Origin of the sequence: Pseudoalteromonas arctica A 37-1-2 (assembly GCF_000238395.3) — a bacterium.
In the GTDB taxonomy this organism is placed as follows: Bacteria; Pseudomonadota; Gammaproteobacteria; order Enterobacterales; family Alteromonadaceae; genus Pseudoalteromonas; species Pseudoalteromonas arctica.
In genome coordinates, this window is record NZ_CP011025.1 from 1,374,905 (window position 1) to 1,400,902 (window position 25,998).

Consider the following 25,998-nt stretch of genomic DNA (forward strand, 5'->3'; position numbering starts at 1 on the left):
CTACTGTTTTAATAAAGGGAGGATTTTATTTACTTTATCGTAAGTTTCTTGATATTCCAATTCGACTTTAGAATCAGCGACTATTCCGCCACCTGCCCAGCAGTAAATTTGCGCTTTGTGGCACACCAAGGTGCGAATAGTGATATTCGTATCCATATTTCCACACGCACTTAAATAACCAATTGAACCACAATAAATGCTGCGGCGATGCGGCTCTAGTTCTTCAATTATTTCCATCGCTCTAATTTTGGGTGCACCTGTGATTGAGCCCCCCGGAAAAGCCGCTTTTAGCTGATCGACCGCTGTTTTACCTTCATCAAGTTCTGAGGTTACCGTGCTTACTAAATGATGCACTGCCGGAAAGCTTTCAATAGCAAAAAGGGAAGGGACGTGAACGCTGCCTGGTTTTGCTACTTTGCCTAAGTCGTTACGTAGTAAATCAACAATCATTACATTTTCAGCGCGATCTTTAGCTGATGCTGCGAGTATTTTCGCTTGGCGTTGATCCTCTAGTGCATCTGCTTTTCGTGGCAGTGTGCCTTTAATTGGCTTGGTTTCTACAACGTTATTGTTTACAGATATAAAGCGCTCAGGAGAAATTGATAAAATAGCCCCTTGAGGGTGATTTATAAAGCTTGAAAACGGCGCTTTATTTGCCTCACGCAGTTTAATATAAGCTGCCCAAGGGGAGCCTTCAAACTGAGCGTTAAAGCGCTGCGCTAAATTAATTTGGTAACAATCGCCACTTTTTAAATACTCCTCAATTTGGGCAAACTTTGCAGCGTATTCCGTTTCGCTCATATTTGATTGCCAGTCGCTATTTAGGGCAAAGGACTGTGTATTAACTTGGGAGTTAACGTGTGTATTTAAATATTGTTGATAAAGCGCTAATCGATCGGTGTTTGGCTGCGATACATAAAACCAGCTTTGTTGCTGCTTGTCGTAAATAAGGGCATCTAAGTAAAGGCCAATAGCCATTTGGGGAAGGTTAATGTCTTCGATAGCACGAGTGGGGATGTTTTCAATTGTACGGCCTAGGTCGTAGCCAAAGTAGCCAAGCCAGCCGCCGTTAAAGGGTAAATCGTAACCGGCTTTTGTTTTATCAAGATGCGAAAGCTCATTATTCATAATTTCAAAGCAGTTATCACTACTTTCTATATTATTTAAAAAGCTTTTATTATTTTTTACTTCAAGGGTACTTTGCGGCTCAATGGCAATAATATCAAAACGGCTGTTTATATGATTACTATTTGCAGAATCTAATAGAATTGCATAAGGCAAATGTGAAAAATGCGCAAAAACGTCAATGCAGTTTTGTGTTATGCCTAATTTAATACAATTTTTTTTATTGTTTAGCATTTACTGCCCCTTTAAGAACTGGCTCGAAACGGGCTGGGAGGGTATCATAAGTCAAATTTTTTGGCAGCACTAAGCTGTAAAAAACAGTGCAAACCACCGTCACCGGTTTGATTTAGATTACGCGACAACGCGTAACGGTAACTTAAGGAACCACTATGAGTACAATTTGTCAGCAAGACTTTATTGATAGCATTGAAGATGCATTGCAATATATTTCGTTCTATCACCCACTTGATTTTGTTCAAGCTCTCGAAAAAGCTTACAACAAAGAACAAAGTAAAGCGGCTAAAGACGCCATTGCACAAATTTTAATTAACTCACGCATGTCGGCTGAAGGCAAGCGTCCACTTTGCCAAGATACCGGTATTATTACCTGTTTTGTTAAAGTAGGTATGGATGTTAAGTGGGATAAAACAGATTTAACCGTTCAACAAATGGTTGATGAAGGTACTCGTCGTGCATATTTGAATCCAGATAACCCTTTACGTGCATCTATTGTTGCAGACCCTGCTGGCACGCGTAAAAACACGAAAGATAATACGCCTTCGGTTGTACATATCGATTTAGTAGCGGGCGGTAAAGTAGAAGTAATGGTTGCGGCTAAAGGCGGCGGCTCTGAAAACAAAAGTAAAATGGTTATGTTAAACCCGTCAGATGATGTTGCTGAATGGGTAGAAAAAACACTACCAACAATGGGGGCTGGTTGGTGTCCGCCAGGCATGCTAGGAATAGGTATTGGTGGTACGGCTGAAAAAGCGGCAGTAATGGCTAAAGAGTCGTTAATGGACCCGGTTGATATCCATGAACTAATGGAACGCGGCGCAGAAACGACTGAAGAAAAGCTACGTTTAGAAATTTTTGACCGTGCTAATAAATTAGGTATTGGCGCACAAGGCTTAGGTGGTTTAACAACGGTTGTTGATGTTAAAATTAAAACAGCACCAACACATGCTGCTTCAAAACCTGTAGTAATGATCCCTAACTGTGCGGCAACTCGCCATGTACATTTTACACTTGATGGTTCTGGTCCTGCTAATTTAAAAGCACCTAAGCTAGAAGATTGGCCACAAGTAACATTTGAAGTGGGCGAAGGCACACGTCGTGTTGACTTAAATACACTGACTAAAAAAGATGTTCAAGAATGGAAAATGGGCGAAACCGTTTTACTTTCAGGTACTATTTTAACAGGTCGTGATGCAGCGCATAAACGTCTACAAGATATGATCAATTCAGGTGAAGGCTTACCAAAAGGCGTAGACTTTGATAATAAATTTATTTATTACGTTGGTCCTGTGGATGCGGTACGTGATGAAGCAGTAGGTCCTGCAGGCCCTACAACCGCCACTCGCATGGATAAATTCACTGATATGATGCTAGAAAAAACAGGCATTGTAGGCATGATTGGTAAAGCTGAACGTGGCCCTGCAACGGTTGAGTCTATTAAAGAGCATAAATCTGTTTATTTGATGGCTGTAGGCGGCGCAGCTTACTTAGTATCTAAAGCGATTAAAAAAGCACGCGTAGTTGCTTTTGAAGATTTAGGTATGGAAGCTATTTACGAATTTGAAGTAGAAGATATGCCAGTGACCGTTGCAGTAGACAGTGAAGGTGCTAATGCGCACACACAAGGCCCTGCAATCTGGAAAGCTAAAATTGAAGAGCTTGATAGCAAGCTAAAATAACGTACGTTATGTTTTTAAAAAGCGAGCCTAGTGCTCGCTTTTTTGTTTTTTAAATAGAGTCATTATCAAGCTTACAGCTCTGACCAGTTTGCGAAAAAGCTCGCTTTTTACTGGAAACCTATAGGCAGCAATACGTGGCGGGCAAGCAGCACTTGTATATTAAACTTTACACGTAATCGCTTTGTTACGTTCACGTAAACGTAAGTTGATGTGGTTGTTCTATTTATAGCTTTTAAAACTTACAAATGACGATTTTGTGAATTTTTTATCTATACAATAGTTTTAATCCGGTTATTTAATTTAAGCTTGATGTTTTCATTGGTTTTATCTTCTGCGAGTATAGCGAACTCGAATATGAAGTGATAAAGTCTCGGCAATTTCCAGCGCGCATACCCTCTCACGGGTTAACTATTTCGGAGTATTTTAAGTGGCTGTGTTTAATCGAGTTGAATTTGATAACCATGAACAAGTGGTTTTTTGTTCTGATGAAGAGTCGGGTTTAAAAGCAATTATTGCTGTACATAATACTAACCTAGGTCCTGCAGTTGGTGGATGTAGAATGTGGGATTATGCGAACGACGAAGATGCTGTTTACGACGTGCTACGTTTATCAAAGGGCATGACTTATAAAAATGCAGTGGCGCGCTTACCCTTTGGTGGCGGTAAATCTGTAATTATAGGTAATGCGAAAGAAATTAAATCTGAGCAATTATTCCGTGCATTTGGCCGCCAGTTAGAGCGATTAAATGGCAGCTATTACTCAGCAGAAGATGTAAACATCACATGTGCTGATGTAGCTATTATGAATAAAGAAACTAATTACGTACTGGGTCTTGAAGGTAAAAGTGGTAACCCATCGCCATTTACAGCATACGGTACGTTTTTAGGAATTAAAGCAGCGCTACAGCATCAACGTGGTCATCAAGATTTTGCAGGTGTGAAAGTGGCTGTTCAAGGTTTAGGTGCTGTTGCATATGGTTTATGTAAGCATTTAGCCGATGCGGGCGCTGAGTTGTTTGTAACTGACATTAACCAAGTTGCAATTGATCGCGTAGTTAATGATTTTGGCGCGACTGCGGTTGGCATTGATGACATTTACGACTTAGATGTTGATGTTTATGCACCTTGTGCATTAGGTGCAACCGTTAACGATTTAACGATACCGCGTTTAAAAGCGACTATTATTGCAGGCTGTGCTAATAATCAGCTGGCAGAATCTCGCCACGGTGAAGTTATTCGTGAAAAAGGCATTTTATATGCACCAGATTACGTAATTAACGCCGGTGGTATTATTAATGTTTATTATGAAACAGCGCCAGATGGTTACAGTGCAGCAGCGTCTAATAAACATGTTGAAGGTATTTTTAATACGTTAACTGAAATTTTTGCTCGCAGCGAAAAAGAGCAAAAATCAACGCATTTAATTGCTGACGAATTAGCCCAAGAGATCATTAAAAACGGTCTGTGATCTAAGTTCTAATTTATATAAGGGTGTGCAATTGCACACCTTTTGTTTATCTGTAAGTTAATGCAATTATTACTGAACAGCGGTACACTTTATTTTTAATTTTGTGCGGCAAATTATGACTCCCTCAACTTCTCTCATGCAGCCTATCGATTTAGATAATTGGCCTAGAAAGCAACACTTTGAATTATTTAAACACTTTTCTCAGCCTTACTTTAATGTGTGTGTGCGTTTAGATGCTCAAGCACTTTACGACTATTGCAAAAACAATCAATTTTCTTTTTTTCAAGCGTATGTATATTGCACCTTAAAAGCGTGCCATAAGGTCGATTCAATAATGCTACGTATAATAGATAATCAACCATGGTTACTTAATAGTGTTCGCGCAAGTGTGGTTGAGTTGTCTGAAAACGATACGTTTGTTTTTAGTTATTTTAACAGCACAGGCGAGTTTAAAGAGTTTGCAAATCATGCAAGTGACGTAAGCAAAAAAGCGAAATTACAGCCGTTATTTTCTGATGCATTTGCCCAAACAGAAGGGCAGGCAGATTTAATTCATATATCTGTTTTGCCGTGGCTGAATTTTAGTGCGTTTTCGCATGCATTTAGTGAAGGGCAGAGTTTAGGCATTCCTAAATTTGTATTTGGTCAGTTTGATAAACACACAGGCACAATGCCTTTAGCTATCGATGTACACCATTCATTAATGGATGGTTTGCACGTAGCGAAATTTATAAACACATTGCAGGGTACATTTGACACTTTTTGCAAAGGTTAACTTTAAACACATCAGTAACGGCAGTGCAAAGCAGTAAACAATTTATAAGTAATCTATAAGCAATGCGATGTGAATTACTTTATATTCAAATACATAACCTTGTATGCTTGAAAAACACGTCTGCTGGACATATTTATATACCATACCTTAGCTCAGGAAATCCCCATGATAAATGGACTGTTAATTGTTGTTTTAATTCTTTTTGTGGTGATTTTCTGGCGTTGGCCATCAATTCAAAACCGATTATGGCGCAGTAAATATAAAGACTTTGCTTTAAATTCGCAGCAAAAAGATATTTTACTGCGTTGCATGCCCATCTATAAAAAAATGACTGACGCCGACAGAGAAAAATTAGAGCGACACATTACGTGGTTTTTAAACGAAAAACGCTTTGTCGGTTGTGATGGCTTAAGGCTAACGTCTGCAATGAAGTTAATTGTTGCCGCCGATGCGTGTGTATTAGTACTTAATAAACCGTGGCCGTTATATAGAAATGTAAAAGAAATTTTATTATATCCAAGTGCTTATTATGCTCCGCAATCAACTCGCGATAGTGCAGGACTTGTGAGTTACCATAATACGGTAAGACTAGGCGAGTCATGGCCTGGCGGCACACTCGTTTTAAGCTGGCATGATGTACTTGAGGGTAATCGTTTACCAAGTGATGGACATAACCTGGTATTTCATGAGTTTGCGCATCAACTCGATCAAGAAACAGGTAAAACAACGGGCACACCCATTTTAAAAAGCTCAGCAGATTACAAAGAGTGGGGCCGAGTATTTAGCCGTGCCTTCACCCAGTTAAAAAGCCATGTTGCCTATAGCATGCCGCATGTTATTCACAGCTATGGTGCGACTAACGAAGCTGAGTTTTTTGCTGTACTCACCGAAACCTTCCTCGAAAAACCCGCAGAGCTTCGCCGATACGATCCTGAAATTTACAGTATGCTAGTTAATTACTATCAATTTGACCCTATTGTTTGGCATTAAACCTACATAAACCGCGCTTTATCATATAACGCTGGCAAGTTGCGTTTGTTTTTGTTGCAATCATGTGAAATAGTTTTTACTGCAACAATAACAAGCGAGAAACGCATGAAAAAAATGCTTCATACAGTATTGGCGCTGTCGGTGTCATTAGCGATAGGGCAGGTAAATGCCGCTGAAAAAGACGAACAAAAATGGCAAGTAGATTCACCTAAGGGGCAATTTGTTGACGCTGCAATTAGCGTTGATCAGGGCACATGGATGAATATAGATATTAGCCCTGATGGTAAAACCGTGGTGTTTGACTTACTTGGCGATATTTACACTATGCCAATGAGTGGTGGTACAGCTACAAAGCTCACCTCTGATATTGCATGGCAAATGCAACCACGCTTTAGTCCTAACGGCAAAAGTATTGCGTTTACCTCCGACCAAGGTGGTGGCGATAACATTTGGATAATGGACTTAAATGGCGAAAACCAACACGCTGTTACCGATGAAACCTTTAGATTACTAAATAGTCCTGCATGGAGTCCTGATGGCGACTACTTAGTTGCGCGTAAACACTTTACAGCTAGCCGCTCATTAGGTGCCGGTGAAGTGTGGTTGTATCATAAAGCGGGTGGCAAGGGTGTGCAGCTTACAAAACGCGAGAACGATCAAAAAGATTTAGGTGAGCCAATGTTTTCACCTGATGGTCGTTATGTATACTTTTCGCATGATGCAACACCCGGTAAAACCTTTCATTATTCAAAGGATTCTGTAGCGGGCATTTATAAAATTAAGCGCTACGACCGTGAAACGGGTGAAATTGAAACCATAATCGATACGATGGGCGGTGCCATTAGGCCTACACCATCACCAGATGGTAAAAAGCTTGCTTATATAAAGCGTGATGATTTTCAAACTAGTCTTTATTTATATGACTTAACCAGCGGTGAGCACACTAAGCTTTACGATAAGCTTGAGCGAGATATGCAAGAAACCTGGGCTATTCATGGTGTATACCCAACCATTGCATGGACACCCGATAATGAAGAACTGGTATTTTGGGCTGGTGGCACAATTCACAAGCTAGATGTTGCAGACAAATCTGTTAAAACCATACCTTTTAAAGTGCAAACAAGTAAAAAAATTCAAAAAGCGGTGCGCTTTACACAAAACTTAGATACTGATGAGTTTGATGTAAAAATGCTGCGTAATGTGCAAGTAAGCCCAGATGGCGAAACTGCAATTTTTGAAGCGCTTGGGCATATTTATAAACGTGATTTAGAGTCAGGTAAAATTAAGCGTTTAACAAAGCAAACTGATCATTACGAATTATTTCCACAGTACTCTCGCGATGGTAAAAAAATAGTTTACACCACATGGGATGATAACAAACAAGGGTCTGTAAGAGTGGTTTCTGCGCGCAGTGGTCGTGGCGATACAATTACTAAAGAGCCCGGGAAATATGTAGAGCCTACGTTTAGTCCCGATGGGAAAACGGTTGTTTATCGAAAAGCCACTGGCGGCAGTATTTTAAACCCTAAGTGGTCACTTAATCCGGGGGTTTATAGCGTAAGCGCTAAAGGCGGTAAAAGTGAGCTTATTTCAAAAAGTGGTTATCAACCACAATTTGGAGATGCAAGCGATCGCGTTTTTATAATGAGTCCTTGGCCAAAACCAACGCTTAGCGTAGTTGAGCTTGAAAGTAAAAAAGTTCGTAAACTGTACGAGTCAGAGCATGCGACAGAATTTAGAGTATCACCAGATGGGCAATACCTCGCTTTTGCTGAGCGATTTAAAGTATTTGTAACCCCGTTTGTACAAAGTGGTAAAACAACTAATATTGGGCCTAAAGACAGTCAATTTCCAATAGAGCAGTTATCGGTACGTGCTGGTGAAAACATTAGCTGGAGTGCTAAGAGCAACAAACTTTATTGGACATTAGGGCCTGAGCTTTATCATGCAAGCCTTGAGGGGATGTTTGCCATTAACAAAGCCGAAGATGCCGACTTTAAAGTGAAAAGTGGCGATAATATCGGTTTCAGTAAAAAAATGGCAGAGCCTAAAGGTATGATTGCGCTCACTGGTGCAAAAATTATAACTATGGATGGCGAAAAGGTTATTGAAAATGGTGTAATTATCACTGATGGTAAGCATATTAAAGCAATTGGTACAGCCAGCGATATAAGCATTCCTAAAGGTGCTGAGGTTATTGATGTAACAGGTAAAACTATTATGCCTGGTATTGTTGATGCTCATGCACATGGCTCGCAAGCAAGTGACGAAATTATACCTGAGCAAAACTGGAAAAACTTTGCAGGTTTAGCGCTAGGTGTTACTACAATTCACGATCCATCAAACGATACCTCTGAAATATTTACCGCAAGCGAAATGCAAAAGGCAGGCATGATTGTTGGCCCGCGTATTTTCTCTACCGGTACTATTTTATATGGCGCAAATATGCCAGGTTATACGTCGCATATTGACTCGTTAGACGATGCTAAATTTCATTTAGAGCGCCTTAAAAAAGTAGGGGCGTTTAGTGTTAAATCGTATAACCAGCCACGCCGAGAGCAGCGCCAACAAGTTATTGAAGCAGGTCGTGAACTTGAAATGATGGTTGTCCCTGAAGGTGGCTCATTATTACAACATAACTTAAGTATGATTGTAGATGGACACACAGGTATTGAGCATTCAATCCCTGTAGAGCACATATATGACGATATAAAGCAGTTATGGTCGCAAAGTGATGTTGGGTATACACCAACACTTGTAGTGGCTTATGGAGGCATTTGGGGTGAAAATTACTGGTACGATAAAACTGATGTGTGGAATCATCCGCGTTTAAGTAAATTTGTGCCAAAAAATCAATTATTACCGCGCTCTATGCGCCGCATTAAAGCGCCCGATCATCACTATAATCACTTTAATAACGCACGCGTTGCTGCTGAGCTGCAAGACCTAGGTGTATTAGTTAACTTAGGTGCTCACGGTCAGCGTGAAGGCTTAGGTGCACACTGGGAGATGTGGATGTTTGCACAAGGCGGAATGACAACGCTTGAGGCAATACGTGCTTCAACACTCGATCCGGCTAAGTATTTAGGGCTTGATAAAAACGTAGGCTCGCTTGAAGTGGGCAAACTGGCTGATTTAATGGTTATAGATGGCGATCCGCTTAAAGACATTCGAGATTCGGATAAAGTAGATTACACCATGATCAATGGTCGCTTATTCAATGCCGAAACAATGAATGAAGTAGGTAAAAAAGAGCGCGAACCACTTTATTTTGAAGAACTGTAATTTATTTTAAACTTTTTAAAGCGGCTACATAGCCGCTTTTTTTAGCTTTGTATTATGTGTTTTAGCAAAGCAGTGCTTGGCATAATAAGTGGTTGAGTATGCATGACACGTGCTTGGCATATAAGCCCTTCCTTTAGAGTAAATAATGTTTGTGCGACATTTTCGGCTTTAGCTTTATTATTTTTTAGCTGAGGAGTGGCAAGTAAAGAATTCAATATAATTTTAAATACAGCTTGTTTATGTGCCTTACACTGTATTGCAATAGTATGCGCTGCGAGTGGATATTCTGCTGCTGCGTTTATGAAGAAGCATCCATTAAAATCGCCCAATTCCGGCACTCCACTATTAAACCAGCTCTCTAAACCTTTAAATAATCCATTCGCAACGTCAAGGGCGCTTTGTTTATCACAGACTTGTTCTAGCCAATTATTAAAATTTTTATCACGTGTGGCTAAGCAAGCAAGTATTAGCTCATCTTTGCTTGCGAAGTGATTATAAAGCGTTTTTTTAGCGATACCTGAAACGGCTAGAATTTCATTAATACCCACAGCATGTAAGCCTTTGCTATAAAAGAGATTAAGTGCTGTTGTAATAATTTGCTCTCGTTTATTCATAAAACCCCCTAAATATTAGCTGAAAGGTATCTTGACATAAGTAGACAGACTTGTCTATCATTGCCAGGTAGACAAGTCTGTCTGCTTTTATTTAAGGATGTAGCATGAATATTGAAGATATTAAATTAGCCTGTGTTGCTGGCTTTTTTTCAGCGCTAGTATTGGGTTTTTTATCTTGGCTGAATAATATTGGAGGCTATGGACTGTGGTTAATGGCACCTTTTGGCGCAACGGCAGTACTTGTATTTGGCATACCAAATAGCCCATTAGCACAACCAAAAAATGTGATTTTTGGTCATCTTTTAACAGCATTTGTGGGGATCGTTTTTGTAACCTATGTTGGTGACGGGAGTGTATCTATTGCATTAGCCGTTGGTTTTGCAATTACACTCATGATGCTTACTAAAACAGTGCACCCTGCGGCGGGTGCTAACCCTATTCTGATTATTGTATCTGGACAAAGTTGGGACTTTTTAATTATGCCAGTATTAGTCGGGACGATGTTCATTGTTATTTGTGGCTTTGCTGCAAAGTGGTTACTGTCTTCCACGGTAAATCGCGCACATAAAAAAACCGCTTAACGCGGTTTCTTTTAAAAATCATAAATGTTGATTAAACAACACCGCGCGGTAAGCGACAGTCATGATCTTTACGAGCTAAAATTACAATCCAAAGTTCTTCCGCTGTGTAACCTTCTTCGTTTTCGGTAACAACAGTGAATGGCGCTTTTTTCTGTGCTTTAACAGGCGCAGCTGCTTTTGGTTTTTTCGTTTTAGTTGTTTTACCAGAGTTTAACTTTTTAGTAAGCTCTGCTACGTCAGCTAGGCGTAAATTTTTACCGCCATCAATGCTGTACCAACCAGGTTTAGTTGTGATTTCAGGTTTTTTACCATTGGCAGTTTCGTACGCTGCTTCAAAGGCAGATAACACTTCTGTTTTGTCTAGTTTGCTCATCAGAGACCCTATACGTTGTGAACACAGATAAAGAAGAGGTATTTATACCTATTTTAAAACGGTTTTTCAATTTTTTGCGATTTTCCTTCCATTTTAAGGCTATAAACGCCAAAATTTGCACAAAATTTAGTGCTAAGTAAGGTAAGTTATATGCAACGTAGAGAATTTAACCAACTCCTAAATGACATTTTAAAACCTCAATTAATTAAAGATTTTTGCCCAAATGGCTTACAGGTCGAAGGTAAAAACGAAATTAAAAAAATTGTGACGGGCGTAACCGCAAGTCAAGCATTAATAGATGCTGCCATTGAGCAACAAGCAGATGCTATTTTAGTTCATCATGGATTTTTTTGGAAAGGGGAATCCCAACCAATAACGGGAATGAAAAAGCGTCGTATAGGTGCGTTATTAGCACACGATATTAATTTATTTGGCTATCACTTACCACTCGATATTCATCCAGCAGTTGGCAATAACGCGCAACTAGCAAAATTATTGGATATTGAAATTGAAACAGGGCTAGAGCCAACTTCAAATAGCGTAGCAATGAAAGGGCGTTTAAAAACACCATTAAGTGGTGAAGATTTTGCAGATAAAATTGCAAAAGTGCTAAATCGAACCCCGCTCACAAGCTTAGTACGTTCAACAAAAATTGAAACCATTGCACTGTGCACCGGTGGTGGGCAAGGGTATATTGATTTAGCTGCAGAGCAAGGCATTGATGCTTATTTAACCGGTGAGGCATCGGAGCAAACAATTCATAGTTCTCGTGAGCAAAACATTGATTTTTTTGCCGCAGGACATCATGCAACAGAGCGCTATGGTGTAAAAGCTCTGGGTGAGTTACTTGCTCAAGAGCATGGTTTTGATGTGACATTTATAGACATAGATAACCCAGTTTAACTAGGCTATCTATTAGTTAACCTGAACGCTACTTGAGATAGATTTTATTATCCAGAGTTCATATATGGTCTCCTCCAGTATTGCAAGGTGTCATTCAACGATAGCAGGGACAGGTTTGCTGTCATATATACGGTCTTTTAGTGAAGATTATTACTTCTGACCTTGATGTAATCCGCGCATATTGTCCTGATCAGGTTATCGGTATTTACTACCACTGAACTCTATAGGTTTTCAATATGCAGGTTTGACCTGTTATGTCATCGTTTTAGCCACTTACGCAATTCTTTGAAGAGTATTTATACGGGTGAGTAACTCTCACCTGAAGCGCTAATAGCCCAAGCCATTCTCGCCATCTTGTTGGCATAAGCTACACATGCTCGATTATGCCCTCGAGTTTGAACCAGTCGGTTTATCCATTGACTTAATTTATCATTCTTCGTTTTTGCTCTTGAGACAACAGCTTTTGCTCCTTGGATCAACAGGCACCTTAAGTAGCTATTTCCTCGCTTACTTATCCCAAGTAAAGTATCTTTTCCGCCACTACTGTGTTGACGCGGAACGATACCTAAAGACGCTGAAACATCGCGGCCTCTTTTATAGTTACTGCCATTTCCAACTTCATTGAAATAGGCGCTTGATACCATAGGACCAAATCCAGGTATTGTTTGGATCCGTTGGCAAATATCATTATTTTTTGCTGTTTCAACTATTAATGTACTGTAAGTTTCAATGCAGCTGTCTAAGTTACTCAATTGTGTTTCTAACTGCTTTAGTACCGCTTTAAATGCGCCTGATAATCCGGTATTTTCATCTTCTAAAATTAGGGGGATACTTTTGCGTATTGTGTTTACACCCTGATTTAAAATAATTCCGTATTCAGCAGTTAAGCCTCGGATTTGATTGCATAGTGCCGTTCTTTGTCTGACCGCTAACTCTCTCGCTTTGTGCTGTGCTTGGTTATCTTGTTGCTCAACTGATTTTATACAGACACTCTTAATATGATGTTGTTTTGAAGCAACGCTAATTGCTAAAGCATCGTTATAATCATTTTTATTGCCAACTAAGAAGGCTTTTACATGCTGAGGTGGAATAAGCTTTATCTCATGACCACATTTTCTGATTTCTCGAGCCCAAAAATGAGAAGTTGCACAGGCCTCTAAAGCAACTAAACACGTAGTGTGTTGTTGGAAAAAAGATAACACTTGCGCACGCTTTAACATTTTCTTTTTAACTAAGCGCCCTTGTTCATTGCAGCACACCACATGGAAAAATCTTTTTGCTATGTCTAAACCAATTGTTGTAATCTTCATTTTGGTCTTCTCCCTTTGATTATTGTAACCACTTTAATCATGGCACATAGATGCCGTATAGGGAGGAGACCATTACATCAGGTTAGTTAGACGAAATGAGTTACAGCGCCTCTGGATCTATCCAGCGGCGCAAACTTATCCATGTGTTTCCTACTACTTCGTGACTGTATTGCGTAACCACTAGTAAGGCATGAGCATTGGGAATAAACTGTTTGCTCCATGGAAGTGCAGCAAAATTATGATAATCAGTGGCTGCGGTTATGACTTCAATACCTTGAGCATTAAATAAGTCTTTTGCGCGTGGCATGTGCAGTACAGATGTTACTAGTGCAACCTTAAAGTCGACTAATTTTGATGCCAGTAACTTAGCTTCTTCACCTGTATCCATTGCTTTTGGGTTTTGGAATATACGACTCTTATTAACACCTAAACTAATTGCCGTTTGATACATAAGCCCGCTATTAGTGATATTTTGATAGCCCCCGCCTGAAACTATAAGCTCTGCATTAGGGTAGTGCTTTGCTAGCTTTACACCTTCTACTAAGCGCGTTAGTGCACAATTACCTAATTGATTATTAGCACTGAGTGCTGGGTTTGGATTTATATCGCAACCTAGTACAACTATTTTTTCTATTTTTGGATGCTTTAGGGTATTAAATGCAAGCGACGCAGGTTCATTATTTTGGATAATTAAATTGGCGATAAAGGGTGTGCTCAATGCAAGTAATACAATTAAGCTTAAAGTAGATAAGAAGAGAGCTGATTTGCGGCCTTTAAATGCGAGTAGGATCATCAGGCACGCAAATAAACCCAATAGAGGCAGTGGCATAAGTAAGCCACCAATCATTTTTTTAATAACAAACATAAGAGTTAAACGCTGTAGAGTTAATTACAGCGATATTACTCATTATATTGATGATTATCGACCGTTATTTAGCTTACACGTATTTAAAAAGTGACGATAAACAGGGTTATCTTTCATGTCTTTTTTCATCGCTAAATACATAGGACGAGTAAGACCAAGAGCGCCCAAAGGAATTGATTTAATTAAGCCTTGGCTTTCATAAGGTGTAACTAGCCAATCAGGTAAAGCGGCAACGCCCATGCCGGCACTTACTAGTTGAAAAATAAGTAATCCTTGGTCAACCGTTTTTAACGTACCGTCAAAACGTGCATTTTGAATGAAATGCTTAAATATATCTTGGCGTTCACGCGGGATAGGGTATGAAATAATAGTTTCGTTTTTTAAATCAAGCGCTGTTACATACGCTTTTTTAGCAAGTTCATGATCCGGTGCCACAATAAGCTTCAATTTAAAATCAAATAAGTGCGCGTACTCTAATGTGTCGGGTTCACGTATGTCAGATGTTAAAACTAAATCTAGCTCATCGCTTAGTAAGTCAGGAATAGCGTCGTAACTAAAGCCGCGCTCGTAATCAATTTTTATATCAGGCCAAAAGTTATTAAATTCTTTAATAGTAGGCAATAACCAATGAAAACATGCATGGCATTCCACACTTAAACGCAGTTGAGAAATAGGCTGATTTAAGCTTTCTTTCAAACGGCATTTAGTCGCTTCCATTTTTGGTAATATTTCGTGAGCTAACTCAAGTAATAGCATTCCCTGAGGGGTAAAGCGGACTGGTTGAGTTTTACGCTCAAATAATTGGCAATCTAATTTATTCTCTAAATCTTTGATTTGATGAGATAAAGCAGACTGTGTCAAAAATAACTCTCGTGCTGTATTAACCAAAGATCCTGTTTCTTTTAGGGTTGCTATGGTTTTTAAATGTTTAATACCAATCATCTTTAAAAATTCTCATGGGAAAAGTGAGTTCAGCTCAGATTAACCACATACTACGCCTATACAAAAAACGTTTCAACGTCTAGATGGCTAAAAGTTTGCGATTTATTGCAGTTTGTTGCTATGAATCGCGAAAATATTAAAATTAGTAACGGTAAAAGTCATTCAAAAACTGGTTTGATGAGTTTTAGATGAGTTTGCTTCATGTTGTATTTTAAGTATATCGATTGCGGTGTGCTTCACCTCAGTGTGAATTTTGACTATATAAATAACTGTGTGGGGTGGGGAATGGTTACTTTAGGTTGTGGTTTAAAAACTAAAGTCATTTTGCTTTTTAGCTTTAGTTTAGGTTAATGGATGAGTATATACGTAATACCTAAGCCAGCGACCAACTCGCTGGCTCTTTTTATAAAGGCTTATTAATAAGTAATATGGCTTCTTTGGCTGCGACCGGTTTTGACTTTAAAAAACCTTGGCCATAGTCGCACGCGGTCGATTGTAAAATGGCTAATTGTTCAAGTGTTTCTATCCCTTCAGCAACAACCTCAAGTTTTAATGATTGCGCAAGTGATAAAATGGCTTCAACAAGTGGGTTGGTGGAATCTTGTAGGTGGTCAATAAAGCTTTTATCTATTTTTAAAATATGAATAGGCAGTTGGTGCAAGTAGCCCAGTGCTGAATAACCCGTTCCAAAATCGTCAAGGCACAATTTTACTTTTAAAGGTGAAAGACCTTCTATTATTTGAGTGGCGAGTTCTAGATTTTCTATTAAGCCTGATTCGGTAATTTCTAAACATAAAGAACCCAGAGGTAATTGGTATTTATTATAAATAGAATGTATTTGCGCTACAAAATCGAGGCTTGCAAAATGTCGTGACGATACATTAACCGTTACTTTCAAAAAGCGATGACCTTGCTGGTGCCAATTAGAAATCTGCTGAGCGGCTAAATCAAGTAAATGTAAATCAAGATTTATAATTTGCCCTGTAGTTTCAGCTATCGGTATAAAGTCATTAGGTGGTACAAATCCTTTTTTTGGATGATGCCAGCGCACAAGTGCTTCAAATCCGACAACTTCACTTGTGGTAATTGTAAAAATTGGCTGAAAATAGAGTTCAAATTCGTTGTGTTCTATACCGTGTTGCAAGTCGTTTTCGATATCGGCATGGGTTTTAAGTTTTTTACGCATCGTGTTATTAAAAAACTTAACTTGTCCACGCCCGGTGGATTTTGCTTCATACATAGCAGCATCAGCTTGTTGCAGTAATATATAAGCTTTATCGTTTATGTTGTCGGTATAGGCAATACCAATACTAGTAGAAGCTTGAAGTAAGTGGCTATCTACATTTAGAGGTTTTGATAATGCGCTTTTAATTCTGTTTAAAGCTTCATTAACTTGGTTTTTATGTGTGATATTTTCCATGAAAATAGCAAACTCATCACCGCCTAAACGAGCAAATGTATCTGTGCTTCGTACTGTACTTTTAATTAAGTCGCATATTTTTATAAGAAAATGGTCTCCGACCTCATGCCCCAGCGAATCATTAATACTTTTAAAACGGTCAAAATCTAGATACAGCAGGGCATGGCTAGTACTTTTTTTAGCACGCGTTAAACGTAAAATAGCATGCTTTATTCTCTCAATGAGTAATGAGCGGTTAGCAAGGCCGGTAAGCTCGTCATGCAATGCTTTATGTTCGAGCTCTTGTCGGGCTAGTTGTCTATCAATTGCCATACTTATTTGGCGACTTACGTAAGTTAGAAGAGCGCTGTCGTGTTCGTTGTATTGCAGTGTTTTATCGTAGCTTTGTACAACAATAACACCGCTTATACGATCACTTGTTTTAAATGGAACACCCAACCAAGACTCTGATTGCCTCCCTACCATCTTAAAATCACCGTTATCAATATGACTTTGAAAGGCATCTTTATTGAGTAATAAGGTTTGCTCTGTTTGCAGTAGGTAATATGAAGCAGTGTCTTTTAGCTGTTCTTTAGATATTTTTTGATGTGTTTTGGTGTTTATGCCTTCTTCAACTATATAAACAAGGTCAAGTATATCTACTTTTTTGTCATATAAAGCGATAAAAAAGTTATCAGCACGAAGTAAGTTATTAATAATTGAATGCAAAGCTTCAAAGAAGGTATCTAAGTCGTTAGCTTTGTAGGTTAGGTTAGCTATTTGTAATAAGCTATTTTCTAATTTCTGTGCGTTGTTAAGTTGCTCAACTGTTTTTTGTAAGTTATTTACCGTATTTACCTGGTTAATTTTAGCACTGAGTAAGTGGGCAACTGTTGTAAGAATTTCAAGGTGTGCGTTTGTAAAGTAGCCTTTAATAGGATGCTCACAATCAATAACACCTAAAACTTGTTCTTTATATATAAGAGGGACGCATAGTTCTGATTGGGCAGGGCGCTCATCTGCGATATAACGGCTATCTTTTGTTACATCATCGATAACTACGGCTTTACCAGTTGTGGCTACAGCCCCAGTAATTCCTTCACTAAAACGTATTACTTTACGTTCGGCTTGATATTTATCACGGGCGTGAGCAATACCCATCGAGGCAACTTGATTTAATGTATAAGCATTGTTATCGGCAAGGTAAATAACGCAATCAACAAATCCTAAACGGTTTACAACATGCGTTGTAACATACTCAAATAACTCTTCTAGTGTATCGAGTTGTAATAAGCTAGATGAGAACTGATTGATAATACTCAGTTGATCAGTTTTTATTTCAAGTGCTCTTGAGGCATCATTTTTGTAAGACATAGGCAATTTATATTATTCTTTTTATTTTTAAATACGTAGCTAAGTTAACCTAATCTTGGATTTTGTACAAAATAAAGCGATGAGTGGTTTTAATTGGCTGTAAATTATTATGACGAATGGCTTTAATTAATTGTAAGTAATAACAATGGCTAATCCCAATTGAATTGGAGTATTAAGCTTTAATTACACAACTCGGTAATGTCATCAACATATGCATTATTTTTAATAAAATCTTTACTCGAAAACATCATATGCCTATGATCGAATAAATTCAGCCTTGGAACAAAGTAATGACAAGCAATAATACAAACTCTGTAACAACCCTTACTATCACTCGCCCAGATGACTGGCATGTACATTTACGTGATGGCGACCAGCTAAAGGATACTGTACGAGACATTAGTAGATACATGGGTCGCGCTATTATTATGCCAAACCTTGTTCCGCCGGCAACATGTACTGATACCGCTCTTTCCTATCGAGAACGTATTATGGCAGCAGGCCCACAAGGTGCCTTTGAGCCTTTAATGGTACTTTACCTCACTGATAAAACGACACCAGATGAAATAAAGAAAGCAAAAGCAACGGGCAAAATAGTAGCTGCAAAGTTGTATCCTGCTGGCGCTACAACCAATTCTGATTCGGGTGTTACATCAGTCAAAAATATTTACCCGGTTTTAAAAGCAATGCAAGAAGTAGGTATGTTGCTGTTAGTACACGGAGAAGTTACTGATTCATCAATTGATATTTTTGACCGTGAAAAAGTATTTTTAGATACGATTTTAGGGGATGTGGTAAGTGACTTTCCTGAACTTAAAATTGTACTAGAGCATATTACAACTAAAGATGCAGTAGAGTTTGTAGTTAATGCACCTAGCAATGTAGCAGCAACAATTACAGCTCATCATTTGCTTTATAATCGTAATCATATGTTAGCGGGTGGAATTCGCCCACATTATTACTGTTTGCCAATCCTCAAACGTAACATTCACCAGCAAGCATTAATGGCCGCAGCTATAAGTGGAAATAAAAAGTTTTTCTTAGGAACTGATTCTGCACCACATTACAAAGATAAAAAAGAAGCTGCTTGTGGTTGTGCTGGTGCATATACGGCTCATGCCGCTATTGAGTTATACGCTGAAGCATTCGAAGACGCTGGAGCTTTGGACATGCTTGAAGGATTTGCAAGCCACTTTGGTCCTGACTTTTATGAGTTGCCGCGTAATGCCGATACAATAACATTACAAAGAAAACCATGGGACGTACCTGCAAGTTATACCCTAGGCGACTCTGAAGTTGTGCCTATAAAAGCAGAAGATACTATTGATTGGTCTGTTAAATAGTTAAATAGTTAATATTTTATATTTAAACCAAAAGCCGCTTAATTTTTAAAGCGGCTTTTTTGTTTGTATTTTTGATGTTATTGAAGCGTTGTTTGACAGTATTGTTGTCGTAGAGGGCTTTTATACGCGTTTATAGCAATATATATTACAATAATACTTTATAGTTTTTGCTTGGAAATTAGTCAGTTAAAGGCGATTTAAAACAAATTTATATTTTTAATAAATAATTCCCAATTAATAGAGCGAAAAAAAATATAATGTGTTAATCTTACCTTGCTTTGAGTTTTTATGTATTGAATTTACGGATATTGTGCTGCGTTTAAGGTTACCGGTTAGGTTATTACTTGTTCCTGTACTGTACCTCCATATTTTTGAGCATTGACTCAGGGAGGATATTGCCATAATAATATGGCTGAATTTTAATTATTGACTTACAGGAAAATTTAGTATGTCGGTTACTGGTAAAGTAAAGTTTTTCAACGAAGCTAAAGGCTTTGGTTTCATTGAACAAGAAAATGGTCCTGACGTGTTTGTACATTTCAGCGCAATCACTGGTTCTGGTTTTCGCACTCTTAGCGAAGGTCAAGCAGTGACATTCAGCATCAAACAAGGTCAAAAAGGCCCTGAAGCTGAGAACGTAGAAGCAGCATAATTTATTATGTGAACTCTAGTTCATCTTGGTGAAGCAGGTCTCTGTTTCACCATAATTCCTCTCTATGTACATAATTAATAAAATCCTTCTTTTTAAATCCTTGAACACAAATTTCATATATTCTTAAATCTTCTATTTTAATACAAACCTAAAATTCAATTATCTGAATAACTTATACAATCGAACCACTTTCTATCGCATTTAAAACATCCCTTACAATTTATCCAACTGATCCGATACTTATATACATAAAAATGATGCCAAATAACAATCTGTGTAAATTTTAGTGTAAGTCTTGCTAGTGCAATCAGGTTGAAGTTTTGTACTTTAACTATAAATGGGCAAGGGAACCTCTATAGGCCTCTGATAGCTTATTATGGAAGCGTTAGGCATCATTTATAGTCCATTATTATTAAAGTTGAGCAACTTTTTGTGATTAACTTTGTTACTAAATAAATTTAACTGTTAAATAGTATTAATGAGCACTCTAAAGCGGTAAATGTAACTCGTCTAATTATCGAAAGCTATTTGGCTATTTCAGGCCTTGCTAAAAGAAACTTATTATTACTATTTATGGGAAACACGTTTTATAAATGGCTTTAGGTATTGCGTGCATAAAGCAAGGTGGGCGGTATTAGAGATTATCCAGTGTTGTTTTTTTGTGCGACAAATGGTTTGTTTTTTCAGATGAAGTGTTATTGGGGAGATAAAATGTGCTGAAATCGTTTAAAAAATAACTTTTGTTATATCTATCTATATTTTTTTTTGTTTTTTTTCAGTGCGAATTCAGCTTTGGCTAAATGTTGCAATAATGTTGTTTTATGTCAGTACAATGCGAATAAATACACCCCTCAAAAGGCTTTAATCGAAATATTAAGCAAAAGCTTGGTTGCAATAATGTTAACAATTGTGTGCTAGTACTTTTGTTTAAGCATTAACTTAGCTATTTATTTGCAGAGATTAGTAAACATCAAGTTGACAGCGCTAATTGCATTTAGCATTATTGGAAGGTTGATATCTATTAAAAGATATCAGGGTTGTTCTCTTCGGAGGATAATTAAATTATAAAAGTAACATTACTTAATTGGTTGGGAACTATGTCTGTTAAAATCAGAAAGAGTCTTGTAGCAACTGCGTTGGTTGGCGCATTTGCATTTGCAAGCAGCAATGTGATTGCAGATCCTTTGAATGACGTGCAAAAAGCAGGTCAACAAATTCAAAAGGCTGCGGTTAAGTCTCAAACTAAAATTGACAATGTATATGGTCAAACTCAGGAGCTAATCGCTGAGTACCGTAGCGTTGTTGATGAGACTGAACTTATGAAAGTGTATAACGATCACGTGTCGCGCTTGGTTGATAGCCAAAACGCGTCTATTGAATCGTTTGATCGTCAAATCGCTACGATTGATAACACGAAACAAAACGTTGTGCCTTTGATGTATCGCATGATCGATACGCTTGAGCAATTCATCAAAGCGGACGTTCCATTTAATCTAGAGACGCGTTTAGGACGTGTTGAAAGACTACGTGAAATCATGGTTTCTGCGTCTGTAACGACGTCTGAAAAATTCCGTCAAGTACTTGAAGCTTACACTATTGAAACAGCATACAGCTCACTTGTATCTGCTTCACAAGGTACACTAGAAGTTGATGGCAAAAGTATTAACGTTGATATCGGTCAGTTAGGTCGTATTACTTACGTTGCTCAGTCTTTTGACTTGAAACATGCTTGGGTGTGGGATAACAACACTAAACAGTGGAAAAAATTAGGTGAAGAATACCTAAAACCTGTTAAAGAAGTTATTCGTATGGCGCGTAAGCAAGCGACATTAGAACTTGTTAAACTACCTATCTTTGGCGCGGAGTAATCAATAATGAAGAAACTATTTAAAGGTTTTGCTGTTGCCGCAGTACTAACTGTTTCTGCAGGTACCGCGTTAAATGCACATGCAAATACTGGAGCTCTAGATAAAATACTTGAGCAAGTAAAGCAAGAGCGTATCTCTGAAGGTAAAATCGATAAGAAACGTGAACAAGAGTTCTTATCAGATCGTGCTGACAAGCAATCTTTACTTAATAAAGCTAAAAGCCAACTTGCTTCTGAGAAGTCTCGTGGTGAAAGCTTAACTAAGCAATATGCACAAAATGAAAACACGTTAGCTGAAAAAGAAGCAGCTCTTCAAAGTGCTCAAGGTACTTTGGGTGAGATGTTTGGTGTTGTACGTCGTGCAGCTCAAGACGCTATCGGTTCTATCGAAGCATCACTAGTTAGTGCTGAGAAACCTGGCCGTGCAGAAATCTTACGTTCATTAGCTGCTGCTAAAGAACTTCCAACTGTTCGTGAACTTGAAGAACTTTGGATTTCACTTCAAACAGAAATGACTGAATCAGCTAAAGTTTCAACTTTTGAAACTGAAGTTGCTGGTCTTGACGGTAACCCGTCAATGAAGAAAGTAACGCGTATCGGTAACTTTAACTTAGTTACAGACGATGGTTACTTAATTTATTCACCAGAAACTAAGTCTATTCAGCCTCTAGGTAAACAGCCTGATAGCTATATTTTAGACGGTATCACTGATCTTGAAAATACATCACCAGATAACTACGCTGGTGTTTATATCGATCCGACTCGTGGTGCTATCTTACGTATCAACACTCAAAAAGCGACACTTATGGAATACTTCCATCAAGGTGGCGTAGTTGGTTATATCATTACAGCTTTACTAGCTTTAGGTATGCTAATTACTCTAATTCGCTTTGTTGACCTTACACTTACTACTAGTAAGATTAAGAGCCAGCTTAAAAATGTTGCTACACCGAATACAAATAACCCACTGGGTCGTATTCTTAAAGTGTACCATGACAACAAGAACCAAGATGTTGAAAACCTTGAGCTTAAACTTGATGAAGCGATTCTACGTGAAACGCCGCGCATCGAAGCTGGTATCAACATAATTAAGATTCTTGCTGCAATCGCACCGTTACTAGGTCTACTAGGTACAGTAATCGGTATGATCTTAACGTTCCAAACAATCACATTGTTCGGTACGGGTGATCCGAAGATCATGGCAGGTAACATCTCTCTAGCACTTGTAACTACAGCGCTAGGTCTAATTGCTGCATTACCACTAATTCTACTTCATGCTCTTGTAGCTGGTCGTAGTAAGTCGGTATTACACATCCTTGATGAGCAAAGCGCGGGTATCGTTGCTACTCACGCGGAGAAGGAGAAAGCCTAATGCTAGTCCTGATGGAGATATGGGAATCTATCAGGGATTTTGTTGGCACAGGCGGCCAGGTTTTATACGTGGTCGCGATAGCACTCTTTCTGATGTGGGTTTTAATGATTGAGCGCTATTGGTTTCTACTTGCAGAGTTTCCTCGCACAGCGAAAGAAATTGTAGCAAAGTGGGATGCCCGCCAAGACACTACGTCTTGGTACGCACACAGAATCCGTGAAGCATGGATTTCTGAAGCGTCTGAAAAATTAGATCAGCGTATGTTGTTGATTAAGACATTAGTAGCTGTTTGTCCTTTAATAGGCTTACTTGGTACTGTTACTGGTATGATCTCGGTTTTTGAAACCATGGCCAACCAGGGCACAGGTAACGCACGTTTAATGGCATCAGGTATTTCAATGGCAACAATCCCAACAATGGCTGGAATGGTTGCGGCACTATCTGGAGTATTTTTTAGCTCACGTCTTGAGACAAAAGCTAAAATGGTGAAAGCCAAACTTATTGATAGTATGCCTCATCACTAGAGAGAGAATTAAATATGGCACGTAAACAACGTTTTCGTGAAGAAGAAGAAGCAGCGGTTGATATGACGCCAATGCTTGACATCGTATTTATCATGCTTATTTTCTTTATCGTAACTACATCGTTCGTTAAAGAGGCTGGTATCGAGGTCAATAAACCAAAAGCTGCCCAAGCTACTAAGCAAAAAAATGCTAACATTTTTATTGCTATTCGTAGTAACGGCGAAATCTGGGTTGATAAACAACAAATTGATGTTGAACGTATTTCAGCAAAAATCGAAAGTTTATTAGCAGAACAACCTACTGAAGTTGTGATTATACAAGCTGATAAAGAAGCTAAACACGGCACAGTGGTTAAAGTTATGGACCAGATTAAAGCGACGGGTGACAACCTTAGAATTTCAATAGCTGGAGATCAGTAATGATTCGTTTTCTGTTTTCACTGATTGCAGGTGGGGCAGTTACTTTCGGCTTGTTCTACTTCATGGCCTTCCTCATCTCTGGTGGGGCTGACCGTAATACGGAACAAAAAGAGCAGATCATAGTCGAAATAATGACGAATCCGCCTGAATCTAAGGTGCAGGAGAGGAAGCGTGTACCGCCTCCTCCTCCACCACCGCCAAAGCAGCCGCCTAAACCGCAGCCGCCACAGCCGGAAAATAATAATCCAAACCCTGGTGCTATGTCATTTAACATGGGTAGCATTGATGTTGGTAGTTCAGCTGGTGGACTAAGTGGTCCTGGTGCATTTGGACGAGATGGTGATGCGACACCTATCGTTCGTATAGAACCAAAATATCCAACGCAAGCAGCACGTGATGGCAAAGAAGGTTGGGTACAACTTTCATTCACAATTGATGAGTTAGGTGGAGTAACTGACGTTGAAGTAATTGACGCAGATCCAAAACGTATCTTTGACCGTGAAGCTAAACGCGCACTGCGTAAGTGGAAGTACCGTCCTAAGATCATTGACGGAAAACCACAGAAACAACCAGGTTTACAAGTTCAATTAGACTTTAAACTTAACCAAGGCAACTAAGGAGGCGAGTAATGAGAAATTTTTCTAAAGTAACTGCTCTTGCGATTCTTATGTCTGTGTCGGGTGCTACTTTAAGTGCATCTGTTTTAGCAGCGCCAGATTACGCAAAGATTGAAGAGCGTAAAAAAGCAAAAACTAAAATCATGGGCGAGCGTACTGGTAAAAAGGTAATTAAAGCATTTGACTTGTACAACGAAGAAAAAGTTGATGAAGCAATTGTTTTGCTTAGAGAGATTGAACCTTCGAATGACTTTGATAAAGCGACCGTAAATCGTTACTTAGGTAGCATGTACGCTCAAAAAGAAAAGTATGACGAAGCGATTAAGTACTCTAAGCAAGCAGTTGCCCCTGATGTTTTAAACTTTGCTGATCAAGAACAAACTCTAAAGCTGTTAGGTGATTTATACGCTGGCACAGAAAAGTATCAAGAAGCCAAAAAAGCTTATGTTACTTGGATGGATTTTACCGGTGAAGAAGATCCTACGGTTTACACGCGTATTGCCCAAGCTAACTATCAGTTAGAGCAATTTCGTGATGTTTTTGAACCAGCAGATAAGGCAATTAAACTTCAAAAAGAACCTAATAAAGGTCCTTACCAATTAAAACTGGGTGCATACTTTGAACTTAAAGATTATGCAAACATGGTTAAGATTGGCGAAGAGATTGTTCGTGTATGGCCTGATGATAAAAAAGCTTGGGTTAGCTTAGGTAAATATTACCTACAAACCGAAGACTATCAAAAAGGTTTAGCAACGATGGAAGTTGCTTACAAGAACGGTTACTTTGAAAATGAAGTTGAGTATAAAGTCTTATCTAACTTTTATTCTCTAAACGAGATCCCTTTTAGAGCAGCTGTAACGCTAGAAAAGGCCGTTAAGAGTGAAAAAGTAAAACGTACAAAGCAGAATGTTAGCGCGATTGCTAGTAACTATCATCGCTCTAAGGATCTAGAAAAAGCTGCTAAGTACTACGAAGAAGCTGCTAAATTTGATGACGACGCTGAACTTTACCGTAAAGCTGGTTCATTACTTTTACAATCTGAAAAATTCAGTGCTGCTGTTGTTCGTTTGAACAAAGCATTAGAGCTTGGCTCTGACAAAAAAGGTACTATTTATTCAGATTTAGCTGAAGCGTATTACTATCAAGGTAAGTATAAGCAAGCATATGCTGCAATTACTAAAGCTATGGATGACCCTCGCACACGTAAGTTTGCAAAAGGTTGGTCTACATATATTAAAGACAAAGCCGCTCGCAACGGTGTTAAAATTTAATTTTAATTAGCTA

General features: G+C 38.7%; 22 protein-coding genes. 15 read left to right on the forward strand and 7 right to left on the reverse strand.

Features of this window, described 5'->3' with window-relative positions:
• The gene (gene pabB, locus PARC_RS06195; protein ID WP_010555093.1) at positions 1-1,359 is read right to left on the reverse strand and encodes an aminodeoxychorismate synthase component I; all 1,359 of its coding nucleotides are present in this window, start codon (positions 1,357-1,359) and stop codon (positions 1-3) included.
• A gap of 155 nt (positions 1,360-1,514) precedes the next feature.
• On the opposite strand from pabB, the gene PARC_RS06200 reads away from it, so the two are divergent.
• The 5 genes from PARC_RS06200 to PARC_RS06220 all read left to right on the forward strand — a co-directional run bounded on the left by PARC_RS06200 (position 1,515) and on the right by PARC_RS06220 (position 9,559).
• Complete coding sequence (locus PARC_RS06200; protein ID WP_007583843.1) at positions 1,515-3,041, forward strand: fumarate hydratase; 1,527 nt, start codon at positions 1,515-1,517, stop codon at positions 3,039-3,041.
• 427 nt (positions 3,042-3,468) lie between these two features.
• The gene (locus tag PARC_RS06205; RefSeq protein ID WP_010555094.1) at positions 3,469-4,509 is read left to right on the forward strand and encodes a Leu/Phe/Val dehydrogenase; all 1,041 of its coding nucleotides are present in this window, start codon (positions 3,469-3,471) and stop codon (positions 4,507-4,509) included.
• A gap of 136 nt (positions 4,510-4,645) precedes the next feature.
• Positions 4,646-5,284 carry a chloramphenicol acetyltransferase gene (locus PARC_RS06210; protein ID WP_010555095.1) on the forward strand — a complete coding sequence of 213 codons (639 nt, stop codon included), beginning with the start codon at positions 4,646-4,648 and terminating at the stop codon, positions 5,282-5,284.
• A gap of 165 nt (positions 5,285-5,449) precedes the next feature.
• Positions 5,450-6,274 (forward strand): M90 family metallopeptidase, encoded by an 825-nt coding sequence (locus PARC_RS06215; RefSeq protein ID WP_002961680.1) that lies wholly within the window; start codon positions 5,450-5,452, stop codon positions 6,272-6,274.
• A gap of 105 nt (positions 6,275-6,379) precedes the next feature.
• Positions 6,380-9,559 (forward strand): amidohydrolase family protein, encoded by a 3,180-nt coding sequence (locus tag PARC_RS06220; RefSeq protein ID WP_010555096.1) that lies wholly within the window; start codon positions 6,380-6,382, stop codon positions 9,557-9,559.
• Positions 9,560-9,600: 41 nt separating this feature from the next.
• On the opposite strand, the gene PARC_RS06225 is transcribed toward PARC_RS06220, so the two are convergent.
• Positions 9,601-10,173, reverse strand: coding sequence for a TetR/AcrR family transcriptional regulator (locus tag PARC_RS06225; protein WP_010555097.1), 573 nt, complete (start codon positions 10,171-10,173; stop codon positions 9,601-9,603).
• A gap of 104 nt (positions 10,174-10,277) precedes the next feature.
• Here PARC_RS06225 and PARC_RS06230 point away from each other — a divergent pair, with 104 nt between their 5' ends.
• Positions 10,278-10,754: an HPP family protein gene (locus tag PARC_RS06230; RefSeq protein WP_010555098.1), complete on the forward strand. Its 477-nt coding sequence runs from the start codon at positions 10,278-10,280 to the stop codon at positions 10,752-10,754.
• Positions 10,755-10,785: 31 nt separating this feature from the next.
• On the opposite strand, the gene PARC_RS06235 is transcribed toward PARC_RS06230, so the two are convergent.
• On the reverse strand, positions 10,786-11,127 hold the full coding sequence (locus tag PARC_RS06235; RefSeq protein ID WP_002961684.1) for a hypothetical protein: 342 nt from the start codon (positions 11,125-11,127) through the stop codon (positions 10,786-10,788).
• Between the two features lie 150 nt (positions 11,128-11,277).
• Between PARC_RS06235 and PARC_RS06240 the strand changes: the two genes are divergently transcribed.
• A complete protein-coding gene (locus PARC_RS06240; protein ID WP_010555099.1) occupies positions 11,278-12,030 on the forward strand; it encodes a Nif3-like dinuclear metal center hexameric protein in 753 nt (250 codons plus the stop codon).
• A gap of 296 nt (positions 12,031-12,326) precedes the next feature.
• On the opposite strand, the gene PARC_RS06245 is transcribed toward PARC_RS06240, so the two are convergent.
• The 4 genes from PARC_RS06245 to PARC_RS06260 all read right to left on the reverse strand — a co-directional run bounded on the left by PARC_RS06245 (position 12,327) and on the right by PARC_RS06260 (position 17,920).
• Entirely contained in the window at positions 12,327-13,340 is a 1,014-nt protein-coding gene (locus PARC_RS06245) for an IS110 family RNA-guided transposase (RefSeq protein WP_010555531.1), read from the reverse strand.
• A 100-nt stretch (positions 13,341-13,440) separates the two neighbouring features.
• Positions 13,441-14,205, reverse strand: a complete 765-nt coding sequence (locus tag PARC_RS06250) for a YdcF family protein (protein WP_010553383.1) — start codon at positions 14,203-14,205, stop codon at positions 13,441-13,443.
• A 54-nt stretch (positions 14,206-14,259) separates the two neighbouring features.
• On the reverse strand, positions 14,260-15,147 hold the full coding sequence (locus tag PARC_RS06255; RefSeq protein WP_002961689.1) for a LysR family transcriptional regulator: 888 nt from the start codon (positions 15,145-15,147) through the stop codon (positions 14,260-14,262).
• A gap of 403 nt (positions 15,148-15,550) precedes the next feature.
• The gene (locus PARC_RS06260) at positions 15,551-17,920 is read right to left on the reverse strand and encodes a GGDEF domain-containing protein (RefSeq protein WP_010553384.1); all 2,370 of its coding nucleotides are present in this window, start codon (positions 17,918-17,920) and stop codon (positions 15,551-15,553) included.
• Between the two features lie 290 nt (positions 17,921-18,210).
• On the opposite strand from PARC_RS06260, the gene pyrC reads away from it, so the two are divergent.
• The 8 genes from pyrC (at position 18,211) to PARC_RS06300 (ending at position 25,985) form a co-directional block, all read left to right on the forward strand.
• On the forward strand, positions 18,211-19,263 hold the full coding sequence (gene pyrC, locus PARC_RS06265; RefSeq protein WP_010553385.1) for a dihydroorotase: 1,053 nt from the start codon (positions 18,211-18,213) through the stop codon (positions 19,261-19,263).
• Positions 19,264-19,711: 448 nt separating this feature from the next.
• A complete protein-coding gene (locus PARC_RS06270; protein WP_002961702.1) occupies positions 19,712-19,915 on the forward strand; it encodes a cold-shock protein in 204 nt (67 codons plus the stop codon).
• Positions 19,916-21,012: 1,097 nt separating this feature from the next.
• Positions 21,013-21,783 (forward strand): DUF3450 domain-containing protein, encoded by a 771-nt coding sequence (locus PARC_RS06275; protein ID WP_010553386.1) that lies wholly within the window; start codon positions 21,013-21,015, stop codon positions 21,781-21,783.
• Positions 21,784-21,789: 6 nt separating this feature from the next.
• Positions 21,790-23,154 carry a MotA/TolQ/ExbB proton channel family protein gene (locus PARC_RS06280; protein WP_007583865.1) on the forward strand — a complete coding sequence of 455 codons (1,365 nt, stop codon included), beginning with the start codon at positions 21,790-21,792 and terminating at the stop codon, positions 23,152-23,154.
• On the forward strand, positions 23,154-23,678 hold the full coding sequence (locus PARC_RS06285; protein ID WP_002961709.1) for a MotA/TolQ/ExbB proton channel family protein: 525 nt from the start codon (positions 23,154-23,156) through the stop codon (positions 23,676-23,678). The genes PARC_RS06280 and PARC_RS06285 overlap by 1 nt, the downstream gene beginning before the upstream one ends.
• 14 nt (positions 23,679-23,692) lie before the next feature.
• Positions 23,693-24,097, forward strand: a complete 405-nt coding sequence (locus tag PARC_RS06290) for an ExbD/TolR family protein (protein WP_007583867.1) — start codon at positions 23,693-23,695, stop codon at positions 24,095-24,097.
• Entirely contained in the window at positions 24,097-24,714 is a 618-nt protein-coding gene (locus PARC_RS06295) for an energy transducer TonB (RefSeq protein ID WP_007583869.1), read from the forward strand. The genes PARC_RS06290 and PARC_RS06295 overlap by 1 nt, the downstream gene beginning before the upstream one ends.
• Positions 24,715-24,725: 11 nt before the next feature.
• A complete protein-coding gene (locus PARC_RS06300; RefSeq protein WP_010553387.1) occupies positions 24,726-25,985 on the forward strand; it encodes a tetratricopeptide repeat protein in 1,260 nt (419 codons plus the stop codon).
• Positions 25,986-25,998 lie beyond the last annotated feature (13 nt).